Annotated in this window: 18 protein-coding genes; 8 read left to right on the forward strand and 10 right to left on the reverse strand. The window is 66.3% G+C overall.

What is annotated here, in order from left to right; translation table 11 throughout:
• Positions 1–36 precede the first annotated feature (36 nt).
• Positions 37–1,413 (forward strand): diguanylate cyclase, encoded by a 1,377-nt coding sequence (locus tag FOY53_RS04685; RefSeq protein ID WP_146586236.1) that lies wholly within the window; start codon positions 37–39, stop codon positions 1,411–1,413.
• A gap of 52 nt (positions 1,414–1,465) precedes the next feature.
• Here FOY53_RS04685 and FOY53_RS04690 read toward each other — a convergent pair whose 3' ends face one another.
• From FOY53_RS04690 to FOY53_RS04705, 4 genes are all read right to left on the reverse strand, one after another.
• Complete coding sequence (locus FOY53_RS04690) at positions 1,466–1,966, reverse strand: periplasmic heavy metal sensor (RefSeq protein WP_146586238.1); 501 nt, start codon at positions 1,964–1,966, stop codon at positions 1,466–1,468.
• 4 nt (positions 1,967–1,970) lie between these two features.
• Complete coding sequence (locus tag FOY53_RS04695; RefSeq protein ID WP_146586240.1) at positions 1,971–2,318, reverse strand: hypothetical protein; 348 nt, start codon at positions 2,316–2,318, stop codon at positions 1,971–1,973.
• A complete protein-coding gene (locus FOY53_RS04700) occupies positions 2,308–2,895 on the reverse strand; it encodes an RNA polymerase sigma factor (RefSeq protein WP_146586242.1) in 588 nt (195 codons plus the stop codon). Before FOY53_RS04700 ends, FOY53_RS04695 begins: the two co-directional genes overlap by 11 nt.
• Before the next feature lie 75 nt (positions 2,896–2,970).
• The gene (locus FOY53_RS04705; protein ID WP_186766514.1) at positions 2,971–3,477 is read right to left on the reverse strand and encodes an EF-hand domain-containing protein; all 507 of its coding nucleotides are present in this window, start codon (positions 3,475–3,477) and stop codon (positions 2,971–2,973) included.
• Between the two features lie 256 nt (positions 3,478–3,733).
• Between FOY53_RS04705 and FOY53_RS04710 the strand changes: the two genes are divergently transcribed.
• Together FOY53_RS04710 and FOY53_RS04715 are read left to right on the forward strand one after the other, a co-directional pair.
• Positions 3,734–4,123 carry a DUF983 domain-containing protein gene (locus FOY53_RS04710; protein WP_146586247.1) on the forward strand — a complete coding sequence of 130 codons (390 nt, stop codon included), beginning with the start codon at positions 3,734–3,736 and terminating at the stop codon, positions 4,121–4,123.
• 24 nt (positions 4,124–4,147) lie between these two features.
• Positions 4,148–4,867 carry an NUDIX hydrolase gene (locus FOY53_RS04715; RefSeq protein ID WP_146586249.1) on the forward strand — a complete coding sequence of 240 codons (720 nt, stop codon included), beginning with the start codon at positions 4,148–4,150 and terminating at the stop codon, positions 4,865–4,867.
• A 320-nt stretch (positions 4,868–5,187) separates the two neighbouring features.
• Here the strand turns inward: FOY53_RS04715 and FOY53_RS04720 are convergent, their stop codons facing one another.
• From FOY53_RS04720 to modA, 4 genes are read right to left on the reverse strand one after another with little or no spacing between them, the layout of a single operon-like run.
• Positions 5,188–6,231 (reverse strand): aldo/keto reductase, encoded by a 1,044-nt coding sequence (locus FOY53_RS04720; RefSeq protein ID WP_146586251.1) that lies wholly within the window; start codon positions 6,229–6,231, stop codon positions 5,188–5,190.
• Positions 6,232–6,278: 47 nt separating this feature from the next.
• Positions 6,279–7,373 (reverse strand): molybdenum ABC transporter ATP-binding protein, encoded by a 1,095-nt coding sequence (gene modC, locus FOY53_RS04725; RefSeq protein WP_146586253.1) that lies wholly within the window; start codon positions 7,371–7,373, stop codon positions 6,279–6,281.
• A complete protein-coding gene (gene modB / locus FOY53_RS04730) occupies positions 7,370–8,065 on the reverse strand; it encodes a molybdate ABC transporter permease subunit (RefSeq protein ID WP_146586255.1) in 696 nt (231 codons plus the stop codon). The genes modC and modB overlap by 4 nt, the downstream gene beginning before the upstream one ends.
• A 15-nt stretch (positions 8,066–8,080) precedes the next feature.
• Entirely contained in the window at positions 8,081–8,863 is a 783-nt protein-coding gene (gene modA / locus FOY53_RS04735; protein WP_146586257.1) for a molybdate ABC transporter substrate-binding protein, read from the reverse strand.
• Positions 8,864–9,022: 159 nt separating this feature from the next.
• On the opposite strand from modA, the gene FOY53_RS04740 reads away from it, so the two are divergent.
• Entirely contained in the window at positions 9,023–9,619 is a 597-nt protein-coding gene (locus FOY53_RS04740) for an ImuA family protein (RefSeq protein WP_146586259.1), read from the forward strand.
• A gap of 63 nt (positions 9,620–9,682) precedes the next feature.
• Here the strand turns inward: FOY53_RS04740 and FOY53_RS04745 are convergent, their stop codons facing one another.
• The gene (locus FOY53_RS04745) at positions 9,683–10,540 is read right to left on the reverse strand and encodes an NAD(P)H-binding protein (RefSeq protein ID WP_146586261.1); all 858 of its coding nucleotides are present in this window, start codon (positions 10,538–10,540) and stop codon (positions 9,683–9,685) included.
• Positions 10,541–10,642: 102 nt separating this feature from the next.
• Here FOY53_RS04745 and FOY53_RS04750 point away from each other — a divergent pair, with 102 nt between their 5' ends.
• The 4 genes from FOY53_RS04750 (at position 10,643) to FOY53_RS04765 (ending at position 14,978) form a co-directional block, all read left to right on the forward strand.
• The gene (locus FOY53_RS04750) at positions 10,643–11,023 is read left to right on the forward strand and encodes a winged helix-turn-helix transcriptional regulator (RefSeq protein ID WP_146586264.1); all 381 of its coding nucleotides are present in this window, start codon (positions 10,643–10,645) and stop codon (positions 11,021–11,023) included.
• Positions 11,024–11,095: 72 nt separating this feature from the next.
• The gene (locus tag FOY53_RS04755; protein ID WP_146586265.1) at positions 11,096–12,421 is read left to right on the forward strand and encodes a lyase family protein; all 1,326 of its coding nucleotides are present in this window, start codon (positions 11,096–11,098) and stop codon (positions 12,419–12,421) included.
• 193 nt (positions 12,422–12,614) lie between these two features.
• A complete protein-coding gene (locus tag FOY53_RS04760; protein WP_146586267.1) occupies positions 12,615–13,694 on the forward strand; it encodes a Zn-dependent alcohol dehydrogenase in 1,080 nt (359 codons plus the stop codon).
• A gap of 51 nt (positions 13,695–13,745) precedes the next feature.
• The gene (locus FOY53_RS04765) at positions 13,746–14,978 is read left to right on the forward strand and encodes a mandelate racemase/muconate lactonizing enzyme family protein (protein ID WP_146586269.1); all 1,233 of its coding nucleotides are present in this window, start codon (positions 13,746–13,748) and stop codon (positions 14,976–14,978) included.
• 147 nt (positions 14,979–15,125) lie between these two features.
• Here the strand turns inward: FOY53_RS04765 and FOY53_RS04770 are convergent, their stop codons facing one another.
• Positions 15,126–17,009 (reverse strand): acyl-CoA synthetase, encoded by a 1,884-nt coding sequence (locus FOY53_RS04770; protein WP_146586271.1) that lies wholly within the window; start codon positions 17,007–17,009, stop codon positions 15,126–15,128.
• Between the last annotated feature and the right edge of the window lie 56 nt (positions 17,010–17,065).

Below are 17,065 nucleotides of genomic sequence, written 5' to 3' on the forward strand. Positions count from 1 at the left end.
CGCTTCGTTTCGCGCACTGAAAGGGTGGCTTTCCGCATGACCGGCCGCATACTGATTGTAGACGGACTTCCGACAAACCGCATCATCCTGCGGGTCAAACTTGCCGCCGCCTATTATGATGTGACACTGGCCGATTCCGGCGCAGCGGCTGTCGCGATGATCGCTCGCAGCATGCCGGATGCGGTGCTTGTGTCGATGGACCTGCCCGACCAGAGCGGACCGGAGCTCTGCGCCCGGATCAAGGCGAATCCCCGCTGGGCGGATATTCCCGTCATTCTGGTACATGGCCCGGATGAAACCGAAGCCCGGGTCGCCGCCCTGACGGCCGGGGCCGACGATATCCTGAGCCGCCCCATCGACGAACTGGTGCTGCTGGCGCGGCTGCGCAGCCTGCTGCGCGCCCGGGATGCAGAAGCGGAACTTCGATTGCGAGATGATACCCAGCGCGCGCTTGGTCTGGCCGAAGAAAGCCCCGGCTTCGCGGTTCCGGCACGGCTGGCGATCGTTCCCACGGGGGCCCCGCGCAATTTCAAGCCTCTGCTGAAACATCTGGGCATGGCGCTGCCGGACCGGATCAGCCTTGTGGCGCAGGATGTCCTGCTGCGGGACCTGCAAGTTCCGCCGGAAGTGGTGGTCATCGTCGAGCATCCGGCCTGTGACGGTGAGGGGCTGGAATTGCTTGCCAACCTGCGGGCCAGCACCGTCACCCGTCACGCCGCCATCCTCTATGTCACCGAACCGCATCAGCGGCGCAGTGCGGCCACAGCGCTGGATCTGGGGGCAAACGACCTGATGTGTGCCGGGCCCGAACCGCGCGAAATGGTGCTGCGACTGCAAAAGCAGATCCGGCGCAAACGCCATGTGGACCAGCTTCGCGACAACGTCCGCGACGGCCTGCGCGCCGCCCTGACCGACCCGCTGACCGGCCTGTTCAACCGGCGGTATGCGCTGCCGCACCTGTCGCGCATGGCCGAAAGAGCGGCGCGGCAAAACCGGCCGCTGGCCGTGATGGTGGCTGACCTGGATCACTTCAAGCTGGTCAATGACAACCACGGCCACGCCGCAGGCGACGCGGTCCTGACCGGGGTGGCCCGCCGGCTGGCCGACAACCTGCGGGCTGCGGATCTGTTGGCGCGCATCGGCGGCGAGGAATTCCTGATCGCGATGCCCGACACCAATTGCGCCAAAGCCCTGCACCTCGCGTCCCGCCTGTGTCAGCTGATTGCCGCCCACCCCTTTGCCGTCAGCGACCGGATCGGCCCCCTGCCCCAAACGCTCAGCATCGGGATCGCCGTCGCCCCGGCTGACGGCAATGTCCCCCCGGCACAGCTGATCGCGATGGCGGATCAGGCGCTGTACTGCGCCAAGGCCGAAGGACGCAACCAGGCCTTGCTCGGGTCGGCCGCCGCCTGACGCGACAGGCACCAGCAGCCGTGCCGTCGCACCCCCGCGATACCGCCAGGGGTTACTCGCTTTTCCGGTCCAGGTGGTCCCAGCGCTCTGCCAGACGCTCAATCTGGTGCGCAAGCCGGTCAGCATAGGCGCTGCGCTCGTCCGCGCTCATGGCGGCAACAAAGTCGGCCAGCACCCGCTGCCCGCCCTGCAACCGATCGTTTGCGCGGGCACTCTGCCGGTCCAGAACCGCGCTCAGCGACGCCCGGTCAAAGGGGTCCGCGCGCAGCGCCGCCAGCGCGGCGCCGTAATCCTCGGTTATCTGGCCACGGGTTCCGCGATACTGGCGGAAATCCTGGCGCAGGGCGTCGCGCAGCCGGTGCCGGTCGGTGTCGGTCAGCGCCCGCATGTAGGGCATCGCATCCGCCCGGCCGGCGGAATGCCCCTCCCGGCCATGCCGCCCCCCGACGAGGGAATAGCCGACGACAGCCCCGACGAATGCCAGGTTCAGCGCAAGAGAGGCGATCATCACCGGTTTGACCCAGCGGTTTTCGGTTGTCGCGGGTTTGGCCATCGACTCAGTTCTCCAGCATTGCAAAATCGTATCCGCTGAGGGGATCGACGCTCTGGATCGCGCTCGGATCCTCGAGCAGGGCGTCCAGTCGGTCCGGAGGGTTGATGCCGATCCAGACGCCGACGCAGGTGGCCGCCGTCAGCCCCGCCACCGCCGGCCAGCCGCCGAGTCCCTGCAAGAGTTCCCGCCACAAGGATTGTTTGCGCCGGATCATCGGCCGCGGCTGCATTCGCAAGGCGTCCGCTTCCATGCGCGCCATGAACCCGCCCGTTGGCTCGGCTCCGCCGAGCCGGGCGGCCTCAAAAAATCCAGCCAGGTCACCCTTTGCGGATGCGTCGTCGTCATGTGTCATCGTACAACCCCAACTCCTCGCGCTGCCCCAGCAGCATCACTTCCAGCGACCGTTTGCCCCGGGCCGTCAGGCTTTCCACCGCGCGGGTCGTCAAATCCATGATCTGGCCTATCTCGGGGTTGGCCAGCCCTTCGATGTGGCGCAGCACCACCGCCTGTCGCTGTCGCTCCGGCAACCGCATCAGCGCCGCCTGCAACGCCTGTTCCCGCGCCTGCCGCTGAAGCGCAACCTCGACCGGGGGCTGGTCGTCCGCGATCTCGGGCACCGAATCCAGATCGGTGCCACGCCGCCTGCGCAGCCGGTCGGTGCACAGATTGGCCGTGACGCGGTACAGCCAGGTGGTCACCTTCGCCTCGCCCCGGCGCCAGTCCGGGGCAATCCGCCAAAGACGCAGCAACGCCTCTTGCGTGACGTCCTCGGCTTCGGCCCGGTCGGCCAGCAGGCGATGGGCATGCGACAGCACCCGCGGTCCCAGCCGCGCCGTAAGGGCACGCGCCGCAGCAGCATCGCCGCAGGCATAAAGCTCCAGCAAAGCCTCGTCGTCACTGTCGTGCATCGCATCAAGGGGCAAATCCATGGCTCCCAACGCTACAGGTGTGGACCAGCCCGGGCAACGCCCTGCGCAGGGGCCGCCCCCGGCCCGGTCATGCAACTAGCCCCTGTCGTGATCACGATGACGACGCTTGCCGTGGCGGCCCCGCGTTTCGTGATGCCCACGCATCCCATGGCCGACCTTGGCAAATTCCCCTGCGCTCACGACACCGTCACCGTTGCTGTCGACCCGGCGGAACATCCTGCCCGGATCGCGTCCGGCCCGCATCTCTTCGGGACTGAGCAGGCCGTCGTCGTTCCGGTCCATGCGCTTGATCATCCGCGCTGTGCGCTCGGCCATGCGACTGGCCGCCGCGGCAGTCATTTCCTCGGCAGTCAGCAAGCCGTCACCGTCGGCATCCGCCGCAGCAAAGCGCGCTGTGCGATGGGCCGTCATCTCTTCCTGCGTCAGCTGTCCGTCCCCGTTGGCATCGAGGTCGCCAAAGACCATCGCCGCGCGCGCGCCATGGGCGCCGGCGTCGGATCCGGCGCCCTCTGCCTGCAGCGCGCCCCCAGACAGAGCCAGCACCGTCATACATGCCCCGGTGATCCATTTTTGGGATGCCATCGCAATCTCTCCTTGTCCCGCCAATCTGTGACCGGACCCCTTGTGGCTCCGGATGTGCCTGCTGATACGGAGGCGCGCGGCATTTCCGTCGGTCATGACCGGAATATCCGAGTTTGTGCCGGTCACCGGCGCGGGATAAAGCTGCGCTGACGGGACGTGCGACCCGGCGCGACATCCCGACGCAAGGACATTATGCACCCTTACAACAGGGCGCCCCGGGACCACATTTGTGACAAGACATATTCGCGAGGACAGTATGACCGACAGTGCCCCCCGACACGAGGAACGCCCCACCTGGCCCGCCGTCTGGAAAGGCTGGCGTCGCCGTTGCCCGAGCTGCGGCAATGGCCCGCTGTTGCGCGGCTACCTGACCGTACGCGAAGCCTGCCCGGTCTGCCGGGAAGAGCTGCACCATCACCGCGCAGATGATGGACCGGCCTATCTGACCATTCTGATCGTCGGACACCTGATGGCGCCGCTGCTTTTGATGGTGTTCACCGCGTTCCGGCCGGAGCCGCTGATTTTGTTCACCATCTTTGCCGTTGGCTGCATCTCGCTTTCGCTCTATCTTCTGCCCAGACTGAAAGGCGTGATCGTGGCGCTGCAATGGTCACGCTACATGCACGGCTTTTCCCGGGCCGCCTGATCACCCGTCGGCAAAGAGGCCCTGATGCGCGCAGTTCAAGATTCGACAAAGCCGGTCGACAAGACCGCCATCCGCAATGCGGCCACCATAATCCTGCTGCGTGATCGCGAGACCCGGCCCCGCATCCTGATGGGACAGCGTGGCGCCGCAGCAGCCTTCATGCCCAACAAGTTTGTCTTTCCCGGAGGCGCGGTGGATGCCGGGGACGGTCAGGTCCCGCTGGCCGAACCGCTGAACGAACTCTGCGCCGCCCGGCTGTGCGAAGACGCGGCCCCCGGTCTGGCCCATGCGCTGTCGGTTGCGGCAATCCGCGAACTCTGGGAAGAAACCGGCCAGATCCTCGGCACTCCCGGCACCTGGGGCGAAACGCCTGCGCCGGACTGGGCCGGGTTTGCATCCACGGGCCATCGTCCGCATGCCGGGGCGCTGCAGTTCGTGTTCCGCGCCATCACGCCACCGGGCCGCCCGCGCCGCTTTGACGCCCGGTTCTTTCTGGCCGATGCCGCAAATCTGGCATCCGATCCGGATGACTTTTCCTCTGCCTCGGACGAGTTGAGCCTGCTGCAATGGATCGACCTCGACGAGGTGCGCAATTTCGATCTGCCGTTCATCACCGAAGTGGTGCTGGCCGAAGTGGCGGCGCGTGCACGGTCGTCGACCGCCCCCGAGTCGGTGCCGTTTTTCCGCAACGACGACGAGGAAAGCCTGTTCCTGCGCCTGCGCGGACACCCGATGACGGATTAGCCCCAGTGCGCTGAACCGGACCATCGGTCTGCGCGGCTGCAATCACCGACCGCATGAAAACGCCCTTACGGCGAAGGTCTGGCCCCTTCATGCGCTTGAGGACAAACGCCGGGCTGGATGCACCGGGTCTGGTCAGACTGCGAAAGCGCGCGGCTGTGCCACGGGGCCGGCGGCTCTGTCGCCACGGGGCTGTTGTTTCAGCCGACCCGCACAGGTCGCACGTGACCAGCGGAACACCTCGGGGTGGCCGCGTTCCGGACTTCGCATGGGCCATGACGGGCGCGGGCGGCGGCTTTTGCACGCCCGCTCCGGCAAAGGCGTCAGTACGGCATCGGATGCGCTTTGTGCACCTCGTCCAGCCGGGCAAGCAACTCGGGCGGCAACGTCACGTCCCTGGCGCCCAGCAGCCGCTCGAGCTGTTCCAGCGTGGTGGCGCCAAAGATCGACGCGGCGACAAAGGGTCTTCGCGCTGACCAGGCCAGCGCCATATGCACCGGATCCAATCCAAAATCTGCGGCCACCGCGAGATAGGCGTCCACCGCGGCAAAGGCCCGTTCGGTCCTGCGCCCGCCCAGATCCTTGTTCAGGGACATGCGGGACCCTGCCGGCACCGCGCCGTTCTGGTATTTGCCGGTCAGCAGGCCCGCAGCCAGCGGCGAGAACGGCAACAGGCTGACGTCTTCGTTTACCATCAGTTCCGCCAGATCCGTATCCGCCAGCCGGCACATCAGCGAATATTCATTCTGGATCGAGGCGACGCGCGGCGTCGCGGTGTCCTCGGCCACCTTCAGCCACATTGCCGTGCCCCAGGCGCTTTCGTTGGACAGGCCGAAATTCCGGATGGTGCCGCGCGTGACCTGATCTTTCAGTGCGCCGAGAGCATCGTGCATATGCTGCAGCGTCGTGGCCTTGTCCTGACCGCTGGGGTCAAAGGTCCAGTTCTTGCGGAACATGTAGGATCCGCGGTTCGGCCAGTGGAACTGGTAAAGGTCGATCACATCGGTCTTCAGCCGCTTCAGCGACGCCTCGATACAGCCGGGAATCGTTTCGGACGAAATCGGCGCCCCGTTGCGCACCATCATCTGGCCCTCGCCCGAATGCTTGGTGGCGACGATCCAGTCATTGCGTCGGCCCGAAGCGGCAAACCAGTTGCCGATGATCTCTTCGCTCAGCCCTATGGTCTTTTCCAGGATCGGATTGACCGGGTACATCTCGGCGGTGTCCATGAAATTGATCCCGGCATCCTGTGCCATCGCGATCTGGCGGTGCGCCACGGTCTCGTTGGTCTGGTTGCCATAGGTCATGGTCCCGAGACACAGCTCGGACACCATCAGGCCGGTGCGGCCCAGCGGATTCATCTTCATCTCGGAAACCTTTCGTTCTGCGTTGCGGCACAACCTAGGCGCAGCGCTCAGGTGTGCAACCCCAGACCGATGTCCGTCTGGGCCACGGCCACCGATTTCAGCACGGCAAAGCAGGCCTTGCCCGGCTGCAGGTTCAGTGTGTCGGCGGACCGGCGGGTGATCCGGGCCAGCAGGGTGTCGTTGCCCGCACGCAACTGCACGATCACCCCCGGCCCGTCGCCGCGCCGCAGGGCCAGCACCTGCACCGGCAGAATGTTGAGCGCCGAGATGCCCCGCGGCCGCTCGACCGCCAGCATCACGTCCTGCGCCAGAATCCGCACACGCAGTTCGGAACCAACTGTCGCCTCGACTTCGGGCAGGCACAGGACCCCGCCAGAGAACTGCAGGTCCGTCACCCCGTCGTCGGAATGGCGCAGAACCCGCGCCTCGATCACCGCACCGGCATCGCGCACCCCCATGACCCGGACCATGCCCGGATCGGCCAGAAGCCTGCCGGCGGGCCCCGCCTGCAACACCCGCCCCTCCTCGAGCACAACAACCTGCGTCGCCAGCCGCGCGACCTCCGAGACATTGTGGCTGACATACAGGATCGGCACCCCCGCCTCGGTGCGCAGCCGTTCGAGGTAGGGCAGGATTTCCGCCTTGCGCGCTCCGTCCAGCGCGGCCAGCGGCTCGTCCATCAGCAGCATCACCGGATCGGCCAGCAGGGCGCGCCCGATCGCCACCCTCTGCGCCTCTCCGCCGGACAGCGCGCCGGGCTGACGGTCGAGCAGGGCACCAAGCCCGAGCAGATCGACAACCCGCGCCAGACCCTCTTGCGACTTGCGGCCGGTGACCCGCCGTGCATACAGCAGGTTCTGTCGCACGGTGAGATGCGGAAACAGCCGTCCTTCCTGAAAGACATAGCCCATGCGGCGCCGATGTACCGGCACCGATATGCGCTGGCTGTGGTCAAACAGCACCCGGCCCGCAACTTCGATCCGGCCCTGATCGGGCGTCAGCAGCCCGGCCACCGCGTTGACCACCGACGTCTTTCCGGACCCCGAGCGGCCAAACAGCACCGTGACGCCGTCCGGCGCTTCGAACCGGACATCGAGGCGGAAATCGCCCAGCGCGTGGCTGATGTCGACCGAGAGGCTCATCGTCCGGCAATCTTTCGCGCCACACGCCGCGCCAGCCATTCCGACAGCAGCAACGCAAGCATGGCGATGGCGACCGAGACGACAACCAGCCGCACCGCCGCGTCCTCGCCTCCCGGGACCTGCAGAAAGGCATAGATGGCGGATGGCACGGTGCGGGTCTGGCCGGGAATGTTCGAGACAAAGGTGATGGTGGCGCCGAACTCTCCCATCGCCTTGGCAAAGGCCAGCACCGCCCCTGCGATCACCCCCGGCAGGATCAGCGGCAGGGTCACGGTCAGGAAGACACGTCCGCGCGACGCCCCCAAAGTGGCCGCCGCCTGTTCCAGCTTCGGGTCCACGGCCTCGATCGCCAGCCGCATCGCCCGGACCATCAGCGGAAACGCCATGATCGCCGCTGCCAGCGCCGCGCCGGTCCAGCGGAAGGCCAGGACGATGCCAAACCATTGCTCAAGGACTGCGCCCGCCGGTCCACGCCGCCCGAATGTCATCAGCAACAGATAGCCCGTGACCACCGGAGGCAGGATCAGCGGCAAATGCACCAGCCCGTTCAACAGATGCCGCCCGGGGAAACGCCCCCGCGCCAGCAGCATCGCAACCCCCAGGCCAAATGGCAAAGAGGTCAGCGTCGCCCAGAACGCGACCTTCAGAGACAGCGCAACCGCCTGCCATTCCTCTGGGCCCAGAAACTCCATCACCTAGGCTGTAACCTACTCTCTCGGCAGGACAAAGCCATGTTGTTGCAGGATCACGCCCGCCTCGGTGCCGCCCAGCCAGTCGAGAAAGGCCGCCGCCGCTTCGGGCTCTGCCGCTTCACGCGTCACCGCACCGGGGTACAGGATCGGCGGATGGCTTTCGGCGGGAAAGGTCGCAACCACATGCACCCGCTTTTCCGCGGCAGCGTCGGTGGCGTAGACGATGCCATAGGGGGCCTCGCCCAGCGCCACCAGCGCCAGTGCCGCGCGCACATTGTCGGCCTGTGCCACGCGGGGGGCAAGTGCCTCCCACTGGCCCATCCACGCAAGCGCCGCCTGGCCATAGATACCGGCGGGCACCGCCTCGATCAGTGCCATTGCCAGACGCGCGTCTGGTCCGAGCCGGGCGGCGATATCAAAATCTGGCGTGATTTCAGTGGCTTTCCCCCATGCGGGGCCGGTGCGGATCAGCACCAGCGCGTTGCCCATCAACACCCTGCGGGTCTCGGTCCGGATCATGCCCTGTTGATCCAGCCAGTCCATCCATTCGGGGTTGGCCGAGACGAACAGGTCGGCCGGTGCCCCTGCCGCGATCTGCCGGGCCAGCGCGGAACTGCCCGCCGGAACAACGGTGACGCTGTTGCCTGTCTCCGCCGCCCAGACCGAGGCGGCCTGCGCCAGCACATCGCCGGTCGAGGCGGCGGCAAAGACCGTGACTTCGGCCGCCGCGAGCGGACCGGCGGTGCAGGCAAGCGCCGCGCTGATGGTCAGCGCACGCATCCATCGGAAGTTCAGCATGTCAGCTCCGGTGACGGCATTTTGCGCAAACCTGTCAAAGTTGGATGCGCCTCACAAGGGGTCTTTGGTCGCGCAGGCCCGGCCCGCGCCGCCGCTGACGCCGAGGCATGCGACACCGACTCACTTGAGAACAAATACGGAACATTGTATTCTGCACGGATGCCCCAGACCCTTCTCGGACGCGCGGCGCACCAGCCGCCTCCCAGCCTGACCCTGCTGGACGAAATTGCCCTGCCGCTGTCGCGCGTGCACGAAATCTGCGGCCGTGCACGCCGCACCCTTGCGCTGGTGATCGCAGCCCGCGCCGGGGCGCCGGTCTTCTGGATCGCACCGGCGTGGACGGCGACGCAGCTTAATCCCGACGGGATGCTGTCTTTCCTGCAACCACAGGACGTGACCTTTCTCAGCCCCCGGCGGAGCGAGGACATCCTGTGGTGCACCGAAGAGATCCTGCGCTCGGGCGCTGTGCCGGTGGTCGTTGCCGAACTGCCCGAGCCGCCGGGCCTGACACCGGTGCGCCGCCTGCACCTTGCCGCCGAAGCCGGCACGGGCGAAGGCCACTGCCGCCCGATTGGTCTGCTGCTGACCCCGGGCACCGGCGGCGCGCCGGGGATCGAGACGCGCTGGCAGATCGACCCGGATCACACCCCGGGCCGCACCTGCTGGCAGCTGTCGCGCACCCGCGCCCGCATGGCACCGCCAAAACGCTGGCAATTGCGCGACGAAGGCGGCGATCTGCGGCTTGGACCCCCTTGATCACCTGTCCGGATCATCACTGCCACAGGCAGCCGGCACCCCGGCCGCAGCCAGGACGCAGCTTCAGCCCTTTAGCGCCGAAACCACAAACTCCGGCATCGCCGTGGTGGGCCGCCCGATCAATGCCGCAAGATCACCGCTGTCGCCATACAGCCCGCCCTGCGCCAGACCGGCATCGGAATCCGCCAGCACATCGGCCAGACCGTCCGGCAGCCCAAGCTCTTTCAGCCGGCCGGCATAATCCGCCGGTGTCATGTCGACATAGGACACTTGCCTGCCCGACGCCCCTGCGATCTCGGCGGCAAGGTCCGCCATGGTAAAGGCCGAATCCCCGCTCAGCTCGTACACCTGCCCCGTCGGCACATCATCCCGCAACAGAACCGACGCCGCCGCATCGGCATAATCCCGGCGGGCCGCCGCCGACACCTGCCCGGACTGCGCCGCCCCCAGCACCGCGCCGTGTTGCACGGCCATGCCGACGGCGGACTGGTAATTCTCGAGATACCAGCCGTTGCGCAGCAGAACAAACTCCAGCCCCGATGCAGCAAGATCGGCCTCGCTCGCCCGGTGCTCTGCGGCCAGCATCAGCGGAGAGTCCGCCGCACCCAGAATGCTGGTGTAGACGATCCGCGTCACACCTGCCGCCCTGGCAGCCGCAATGACGGCCCGGTGCTGCGCCACCCGCTTGCCGATGTCGCTGGACGAGATCAACAACAGGGTACGCACCCCGGCGAAAGCTGCCTCCAAAGTCGCAGGCCGGTCATAATCCGCTTCGCGCACGACAAACCCCCGCGCCGCGAGATCGGCGGCGGCGGCTGGTCGGCGCACGGCCGCCACAATCGACGCCGACGGCACCCGGTCGGCCAGCGCGTCGATGACATGACGGCCCAACTGACCTGTCGCCCCAGTAACAGCAATCATCACGGTATCTCCTTTTGAATTTCAGTGACACGGGCCAGATAAATCCATTACTAATTAAAAGTAAGTACGCACAAAAATGTTAGTTTTAGGAAAGTGGCGCCGATGTCGGAAAAAATCGCTCTCAACGTCTCGGAACAGGTACGCCGGGGTCAGGTGCTGTCCGCCGACTGCCCGTCGCGCACCGTGCTGCGGCATGTCACCAGCCGCTGGGGCGTGCTGGTCCTGATCGTGCTACAGGATGGCACGCTGCGGTTTTCGGACCTGCGGCGCAGAATTGGCGGCGTCAGTGAACGCATGCTGGCCCAGACGCTTCAGGCGCTCGAGGCGGACGGCATTGTCCGTCGGGTGTCGCATCCGGTCGTGCCGCCCCACGTGGAATATTCGCTGACCGACCTGGGCGACGAAATCTCGGTCCGGGTCGTTGCCCTTGCCGACTGGGTCGAAATCAACCTGCCCCGGGTGCTGGCTGCGAAAGCTGGCTGAGCACCCCTGTTGCCGACACCTGTCAGCCCCTATAGAGGGGCAAACGCCCCCTTCGGATCCAAGGACAGCCCCATGCCAGCCTCGCCTTTCGACAGCGCTCACCTCGGCAAACTCTTTGACACCACAGAAGCCGCCCGCCTGTTCAGCGACAGCGCCGAGATCCGCGCCATGCTGCTGGTCGAGGGCGCACTGGCCAAGGTGCAGGGCGCCGCGGGGGTGATCCCGGAGCTCAGCGCTGCCGCGATCCATCGCGCCACTCTGGAAATCCAGCTTGATCCCGCCGGATTGGCCGAAGCCACCGGTCAGAACGGCGTGCCGGTGCCGGCGCTTGTCACAGCCTTCCGGACGCTGATGCAGGCACCGGAACACGCACAATACCTGCACTGGGGCGCGACGTCGCAGGATATCCTCGACACCGCGTTGATGTTGCGCCTGCGCCAGGTGCTAGCGCTGTATGACGACGGTCTCGAAAAAACACTCGCGGCGCTGGCCGTTCTGGCCGAGTCGCATGCCATCACGCCGATGGCGGCGCGGACCTATGGCCAGCACGCGACGCCCACCAGCTTTGGTGCCACCGTGGCCAGTTGGGGCTGGCCGCTGCTGACATTGCTGAAGGAATTGCGCCAGATCCGCTCTGATGGCCTGCCTGTGTCGCTCTCGGGGGCGGCCGGAACCGCGACCGAACTGGGCGCCGACGCCCCGGCCCTGCGCGCGTCGCTGGCGCAGGCCCTTGGCCTGTCTGACCCCGGGCGCAGCTGGCACAACGACCGCACCCCGATCCTGCAACTCGCGGCCTGGATCACCCGCGCCACCACGGCATTGGGCAAGATGGGCGAGGATCTGTTGCTGCTCACCCAATCCGGCCTTTCCGAGGTCCGGCTCGGCGGGGCCGGCGGGTCGTCAACCATGCCGCAAAAGCAGAACCCGGTGGCCCCCTCTGCTCTGGTTGCCCTCTCGCATCATGCACTGGGGCTGAACAGCACGCTGCAGGGCGCGGGGCTGCACCGTCAGCAACGGGACGGCGCTGCCTGGTTCACCGAGTGGCTCAGCCTGCCCGCGCTCTGCCTCAGCCTGTCGGCGGCGCTGAACCACGCGCAGCGGCTTGCCGAAACCCTGGCGCCCAATGCAGAGGCGATGTCGGAAACGCTCGACAGTGCCCAGGGGCTGCTTGCCGCCGAAGCCCTGTCCTTTGCGCTGACAGACCGCATGTCGCGCCCCGATGCCCAGTCCGAGGTCAAGGTGCTCTGCAAGCAGGTGATGGCAGACGGCACACACCTGCGCGACGCGGCGCTGGCGCGCTGGCCGGACCTGCCCGCGGCCCTCTTCAGGTCCGCAGCCCAGATGGGACAGGCCCCGCAGGAAGCACGCGCCTTTGCCACCGCGGTCCGCGCGCTCTGATCCCGCGTCCCGTCGCGACCAATCCGTGACGCCGGCGGGGTCGCGCTGTCCGCGCACCGGACAACCGTGATCTTGCCAGCGGCATCCGCAGGCCGCCCGCCCACGTGTCCTTGAACATCCCCATGCCGTCGCATTCAGGCTTGTGCCGCCCGGTGCGGCATCGCAGGCTGCCGGGGACAAACTGGAGATCACGATGACCCGCATCACTGCCGCTGTCTGCGCTACCCACGGTGCGCCACTGCAGATCGAACAGCTTGACCTGCGCGCGCCGCTGGCGGGCGAGATCGAAGTCACCCTCGAAGCGGTGGCCATCTGCCATTCGGACATCCACTACGCCGATGGGGCGTGGGGCGGCGATCTGCCTGCGGTCTACGGACACGAAGCGGCGGGCCGGGTTTCCGCGCTGGGTGACACCGTCACCGGGCTGGCTGTCGGCGATCGGGTGGTCGTCACCCTGATCCGGTCCTGCGGCACCTGCCCGAACTGCTCGGGGGGCAAGCCGACCCTGTGCGACACTCCGCGGGCCAATGCCTCGCCCCTCAGCCGACAGGATGGCACAAGCGTTGTTCAGGCGATGAATTGCGGCGCGTTTGCCAGCCATGTCGTGGTGGACCAAAGCCAGGTGGTCCCGTTGCCCGACGACATTCCACCCGAAGCGGTCGCGCTTCTGGCCTGTGGCGTGATCACGGGCATCGGCGCCGTCGTAAATGCGGCCCGGCTGCGCCCCGGTCAGGATGTCGTGGTGATCGGCGCCGGCGGAGTCGGCCTGAACGCGATCCAGGGCGCGCGCATCGCAGGTGCGCGCCGCATCGTCGCGGTCGACGTCACGCAGGAAAAGCTGGACATTGCCCGCGACTTTGGCGCCACCGACGGTGTGCTGGCGACCTGCCCGGCGCCCTGGAAGGCGGTGCAGCAGATCCTGGGCCGCGGCGCTGACGCGGTCATCGTCACGGTCGGAGCCATTCCCGCCTACAACGACGCCCCGCGTTATCTGGGTTGGGGCGGCAAGGTGGTGATGGTCGGCATGCCCCATTCCGGCGCCATGGCGGAATTCGAACCGGTGGTGCTGGCCTACATGGCGCAGGGCATGGTCGGCTCCAAGATGGGCGACGTGGTGATCCGCCGCGACATTCCCTGGATGGCCGACCTGTACCGTCAGGGCCGCCTGAAACTGGACGAACTGGTCTCGGGCCGCTGGCGACTGGATCAGATCAACGACGCCATCGCCGATACCAAGGCGGGCGGCGCGAAACGCAATGTGATCCTGTTCTGAAATCCCGCCCGCGCGCCCGCACCAGGACACGCCGCGACAGGAGAAGCTGACATGAAGCTGACAGATCTCGATGTCCTGATCACCGCTCCGCCGGCCCCGGGCTGGGGCGGGCGCTACTGGATCCTGGTCAAGGTGACGACCGCAGATGGCATCACCGGCTGGGGCGAATGTTATGCAGCGTCGGTCGGTCCTGTGGCAATGGAGGCGGTGATCCGGGACGTGTTCGAGCGGCACTTTCTGAATCAGTCGCCGGAAAACATTGAATGGCTGTTCCGCCGCACCTTCAGTTCAGGCTTTACCCAGCGCCCGGACCTGACGGTGATGGGCGCCTTTTCGGGACTTGAAATTGCCTGCTGGGATATTCTGGGCAAAGCCCGGGACCGCCCGGTCTGGGCGCTGCTGGGCGGGATGATGAACCCGCGCATCCGGGCCTACAGCTATCTTTACCCCTTGGCGCATCATGACCTGACAGGGTTCTGGAACGACCCGGATCAGGCCGCCGAATCCGCCCTCGATCTGGTGGCGCGCGGCTATACGGCGGTGAAATTCGACCCTGCCGGCCCCTATACCATTCACGGCGGTCACCAGCCGGCCCTGTCCGACATCTCGCGCTCGGTTGCCTTTTGCCGCACCCTGCGCGCCGCTGTCGGTGACCGGGCCGACCTGTTGTTCGGCACCCACGGCCAGTTCTCCACCTCGGGCGCGATCCGTCTGGGCCAGGCGATCGAACCCTATTTGCCGCTCTGGTTCGAAGAACCCATTCCGCCCGACAACCTGCTGGAGTTCAGCGAGGTCGCCCGCGCCGTGCGGATTCCGATAGCGACCGGCGAACGGCTGACCACGAAGTCCGAGTTCGCCACTCTGCTGCGCACCGGTGGCGCAAAAATCCTGCAGCCCGCGCTGGGCCGTTCCGGTGGCCTGTGGGAGACCCGGAAGATTGCGGCGCTGGCCGAGGCATTCAACGCCGAAATGGCGCCGCATCTCTATGCCGGGCCGGTGGAATGGGCCGCGAATGTACACCTCGCCGCCGCGATCCCGAACCTGCTGATGGCCGAGACCATCGAGACTCCGTTCCACAGCGCCCTGATCCGCGACAGCATCACGATCGACAACGGATATATCCTGCCGCCCACCACCCCCGGGCTCGGAATCGACGTGGACGAGGCGCTGGCCCGGGCCCATCCCTTTACCGGCACCGGACTGCACCTGCAGATGCAAGACACGCCCTGTGACTATCAGAACGACAATCTGTTCATGGGTGGCGCACCGCCCGTCCCCAGATGAAGCCGCAGGTGGCCCGGCGCCAGTCTGGGACGGCAAGGCATCGCCCTCGCAGACGGCATGGCGCGCCCTGGCATCTACCGGGAGGTGGCCCGGGCGCGCGCCACCGCAGGCGCCCGAGACCTCGGGACCTTGCGGAATTGGCCGACCTCAGTCGGTTTGCCACTCCCACGGCCGGGTGAAGTCCCCGAGCACAGCCGAGACCTGCGCGTCATCTGCACCATTGGCGGCAAGTTGCGCCACCAGCCCGCGCTTCTTGTCGTCGACCACAGCAACCACCCGCGCCGGGCAGTCCGCCTGTTCCAGCGCGTCATTGTACACCCGGGTGATGGCCAGCTTGCGCAGGTCCGGTTTGAAAACCTTGCCCACCGCCGTCTTGGGCAACGCGTCCAGAATGGTCATGTGCTTGGGCTGTGCCGCGCGTTCGTGGACATGGACCCGCGCATATTCCAGCAGCTCTTCTTCGCTGACCGTGGCACCGCCCACCAGTTCCACATAGGCGCAGGGCAGCTCGCCTGAATGTGCATCCGGCTGGCCGATGGCTCCGGCAAAGGCCACCGCCGGATGACCCAGAAGGGCCTCTTCGATCTCGGCCGGGTCGATGTTGTGACCCCCGCGGATGATCAGATCCTTGGCGCGGCCGGTAATCCACAGATACCCCTCTGCATCCAGCCGCCCCAGATCGCCGGTGCGCAAAAAGGTGCCGTGGTGATAAAGATCCCGGTTCTTGTCGGCCTCGGTATAGGTCTTTCCGGCATAGACCCCCGGATTGGACACGCAGATCTCTCCGACTTCGTCCACACCGCAGTCGACCGGCGAACCTTCCACCGTCTTCAGGATCCTGACCTGCGTATAGGGCAGCGGGATGCCGGTCGATCCGACCTTTTTCAACCCTTCGGTCGGGTTCACCGAAACAAGACATGTCGCCTCGGTCAGTCCATAGCCTTCGACGATGGTCACGCCGGTCGCCTCTTCAAAGCGCCGGAACAGTTCCAGAGGCAGGGGCGCCGAGCCGGAAAACGCCGTCTTGACGGTCGAGACATCGGCATTGACCGGGCGTTGCATCAGTGCCGAAAGCGCCGTGGGAACGGTGATGACAAAGGTGATCTTCCAGCGTTCGATCAGCTTCCAGAAGTTGTCGAACACGCCTTCGCCGCGATACCCCTGCGGCGTCGGGAACACCACATGCGCCCCCGAGGCCAGAGACGCCATCAGGATCACGTGACAGGCAAAGACGTGGAACAGCGGCAGCGGGCAGATGATGTTGTCCTGCTCGCTGAACAGCAGTCTGTGCCCCAGCCAGCCGTTGTAGATCATGCCGGAATAGGTGTGCTGCGCCACCTTGGGCATCCCGGTCGTGCCACCGGTGTGGAAATAGGCCGCCACCCGGTCCTTCTGGACATCCTCGAACTGCAGGGTCTTTGGCTGTTTGGCACATTCGCGGTTGAAATTCTTCACATCCACATGACCCGCACCCTGCAGCTTTGGCCGCAGCAACGGAACGATCCACTGCTTTGGCGGCGTCAGATACCGGTTGAGATCGACCTCAAGCACCGTTTGCACGCCCGGTGCATGGCGACAGGCCTCGTGCACCTTCTGCGCCACGTCGGTCTTGGGAAAGGGTTTGAGCGTGACGACGACCTTGGCCTTGGTTTCACGCAGGATCGAGGCAATCTGCTCGGGTTCGAGCAGCGGGTTGATCGGGTTGGCAATTCCCGCCACCATCGCCCCGAGCAGCGCCACGGTTGTCTCGTTGCAGTTGGGCAGCACATAGGCGACCACGTCGCTTTCACCGACACCCAGAGACCGGAACAGGTTGGCGGCCCGGGTCACCCGGTCCAGCAACTGGTCCCAGCGCAGCGTCTCGGCCTTGTCTTTCGGCCCCGAAAAGATCTGGTAACTTACCGCAGGACGGTCCGGAAATTTCCCCGCTGTCCGGCTGAGCACGCCGAACATGGTCTTGGGCACGTCCCTCTGCTCCCAGGGCATCTCTGCCTCAATCGCATTTCGATCCGCCATGGATGCAAAACCCATCAGCCGTCTCCTCCCTCTGTTCCGACCTCGTCGCGGGTCGTCTCCCGGGTACAGTC

This window comes from Puniceibacterium confluentis, assembly GCF_007923445.1.
GTDB lineage: Bacteria > Pseudomonadota > Alphaproteobacteria > Rhodobacterales > Rhodobacteraceae > Puniceibacterium > Puniceibacterium confluentis.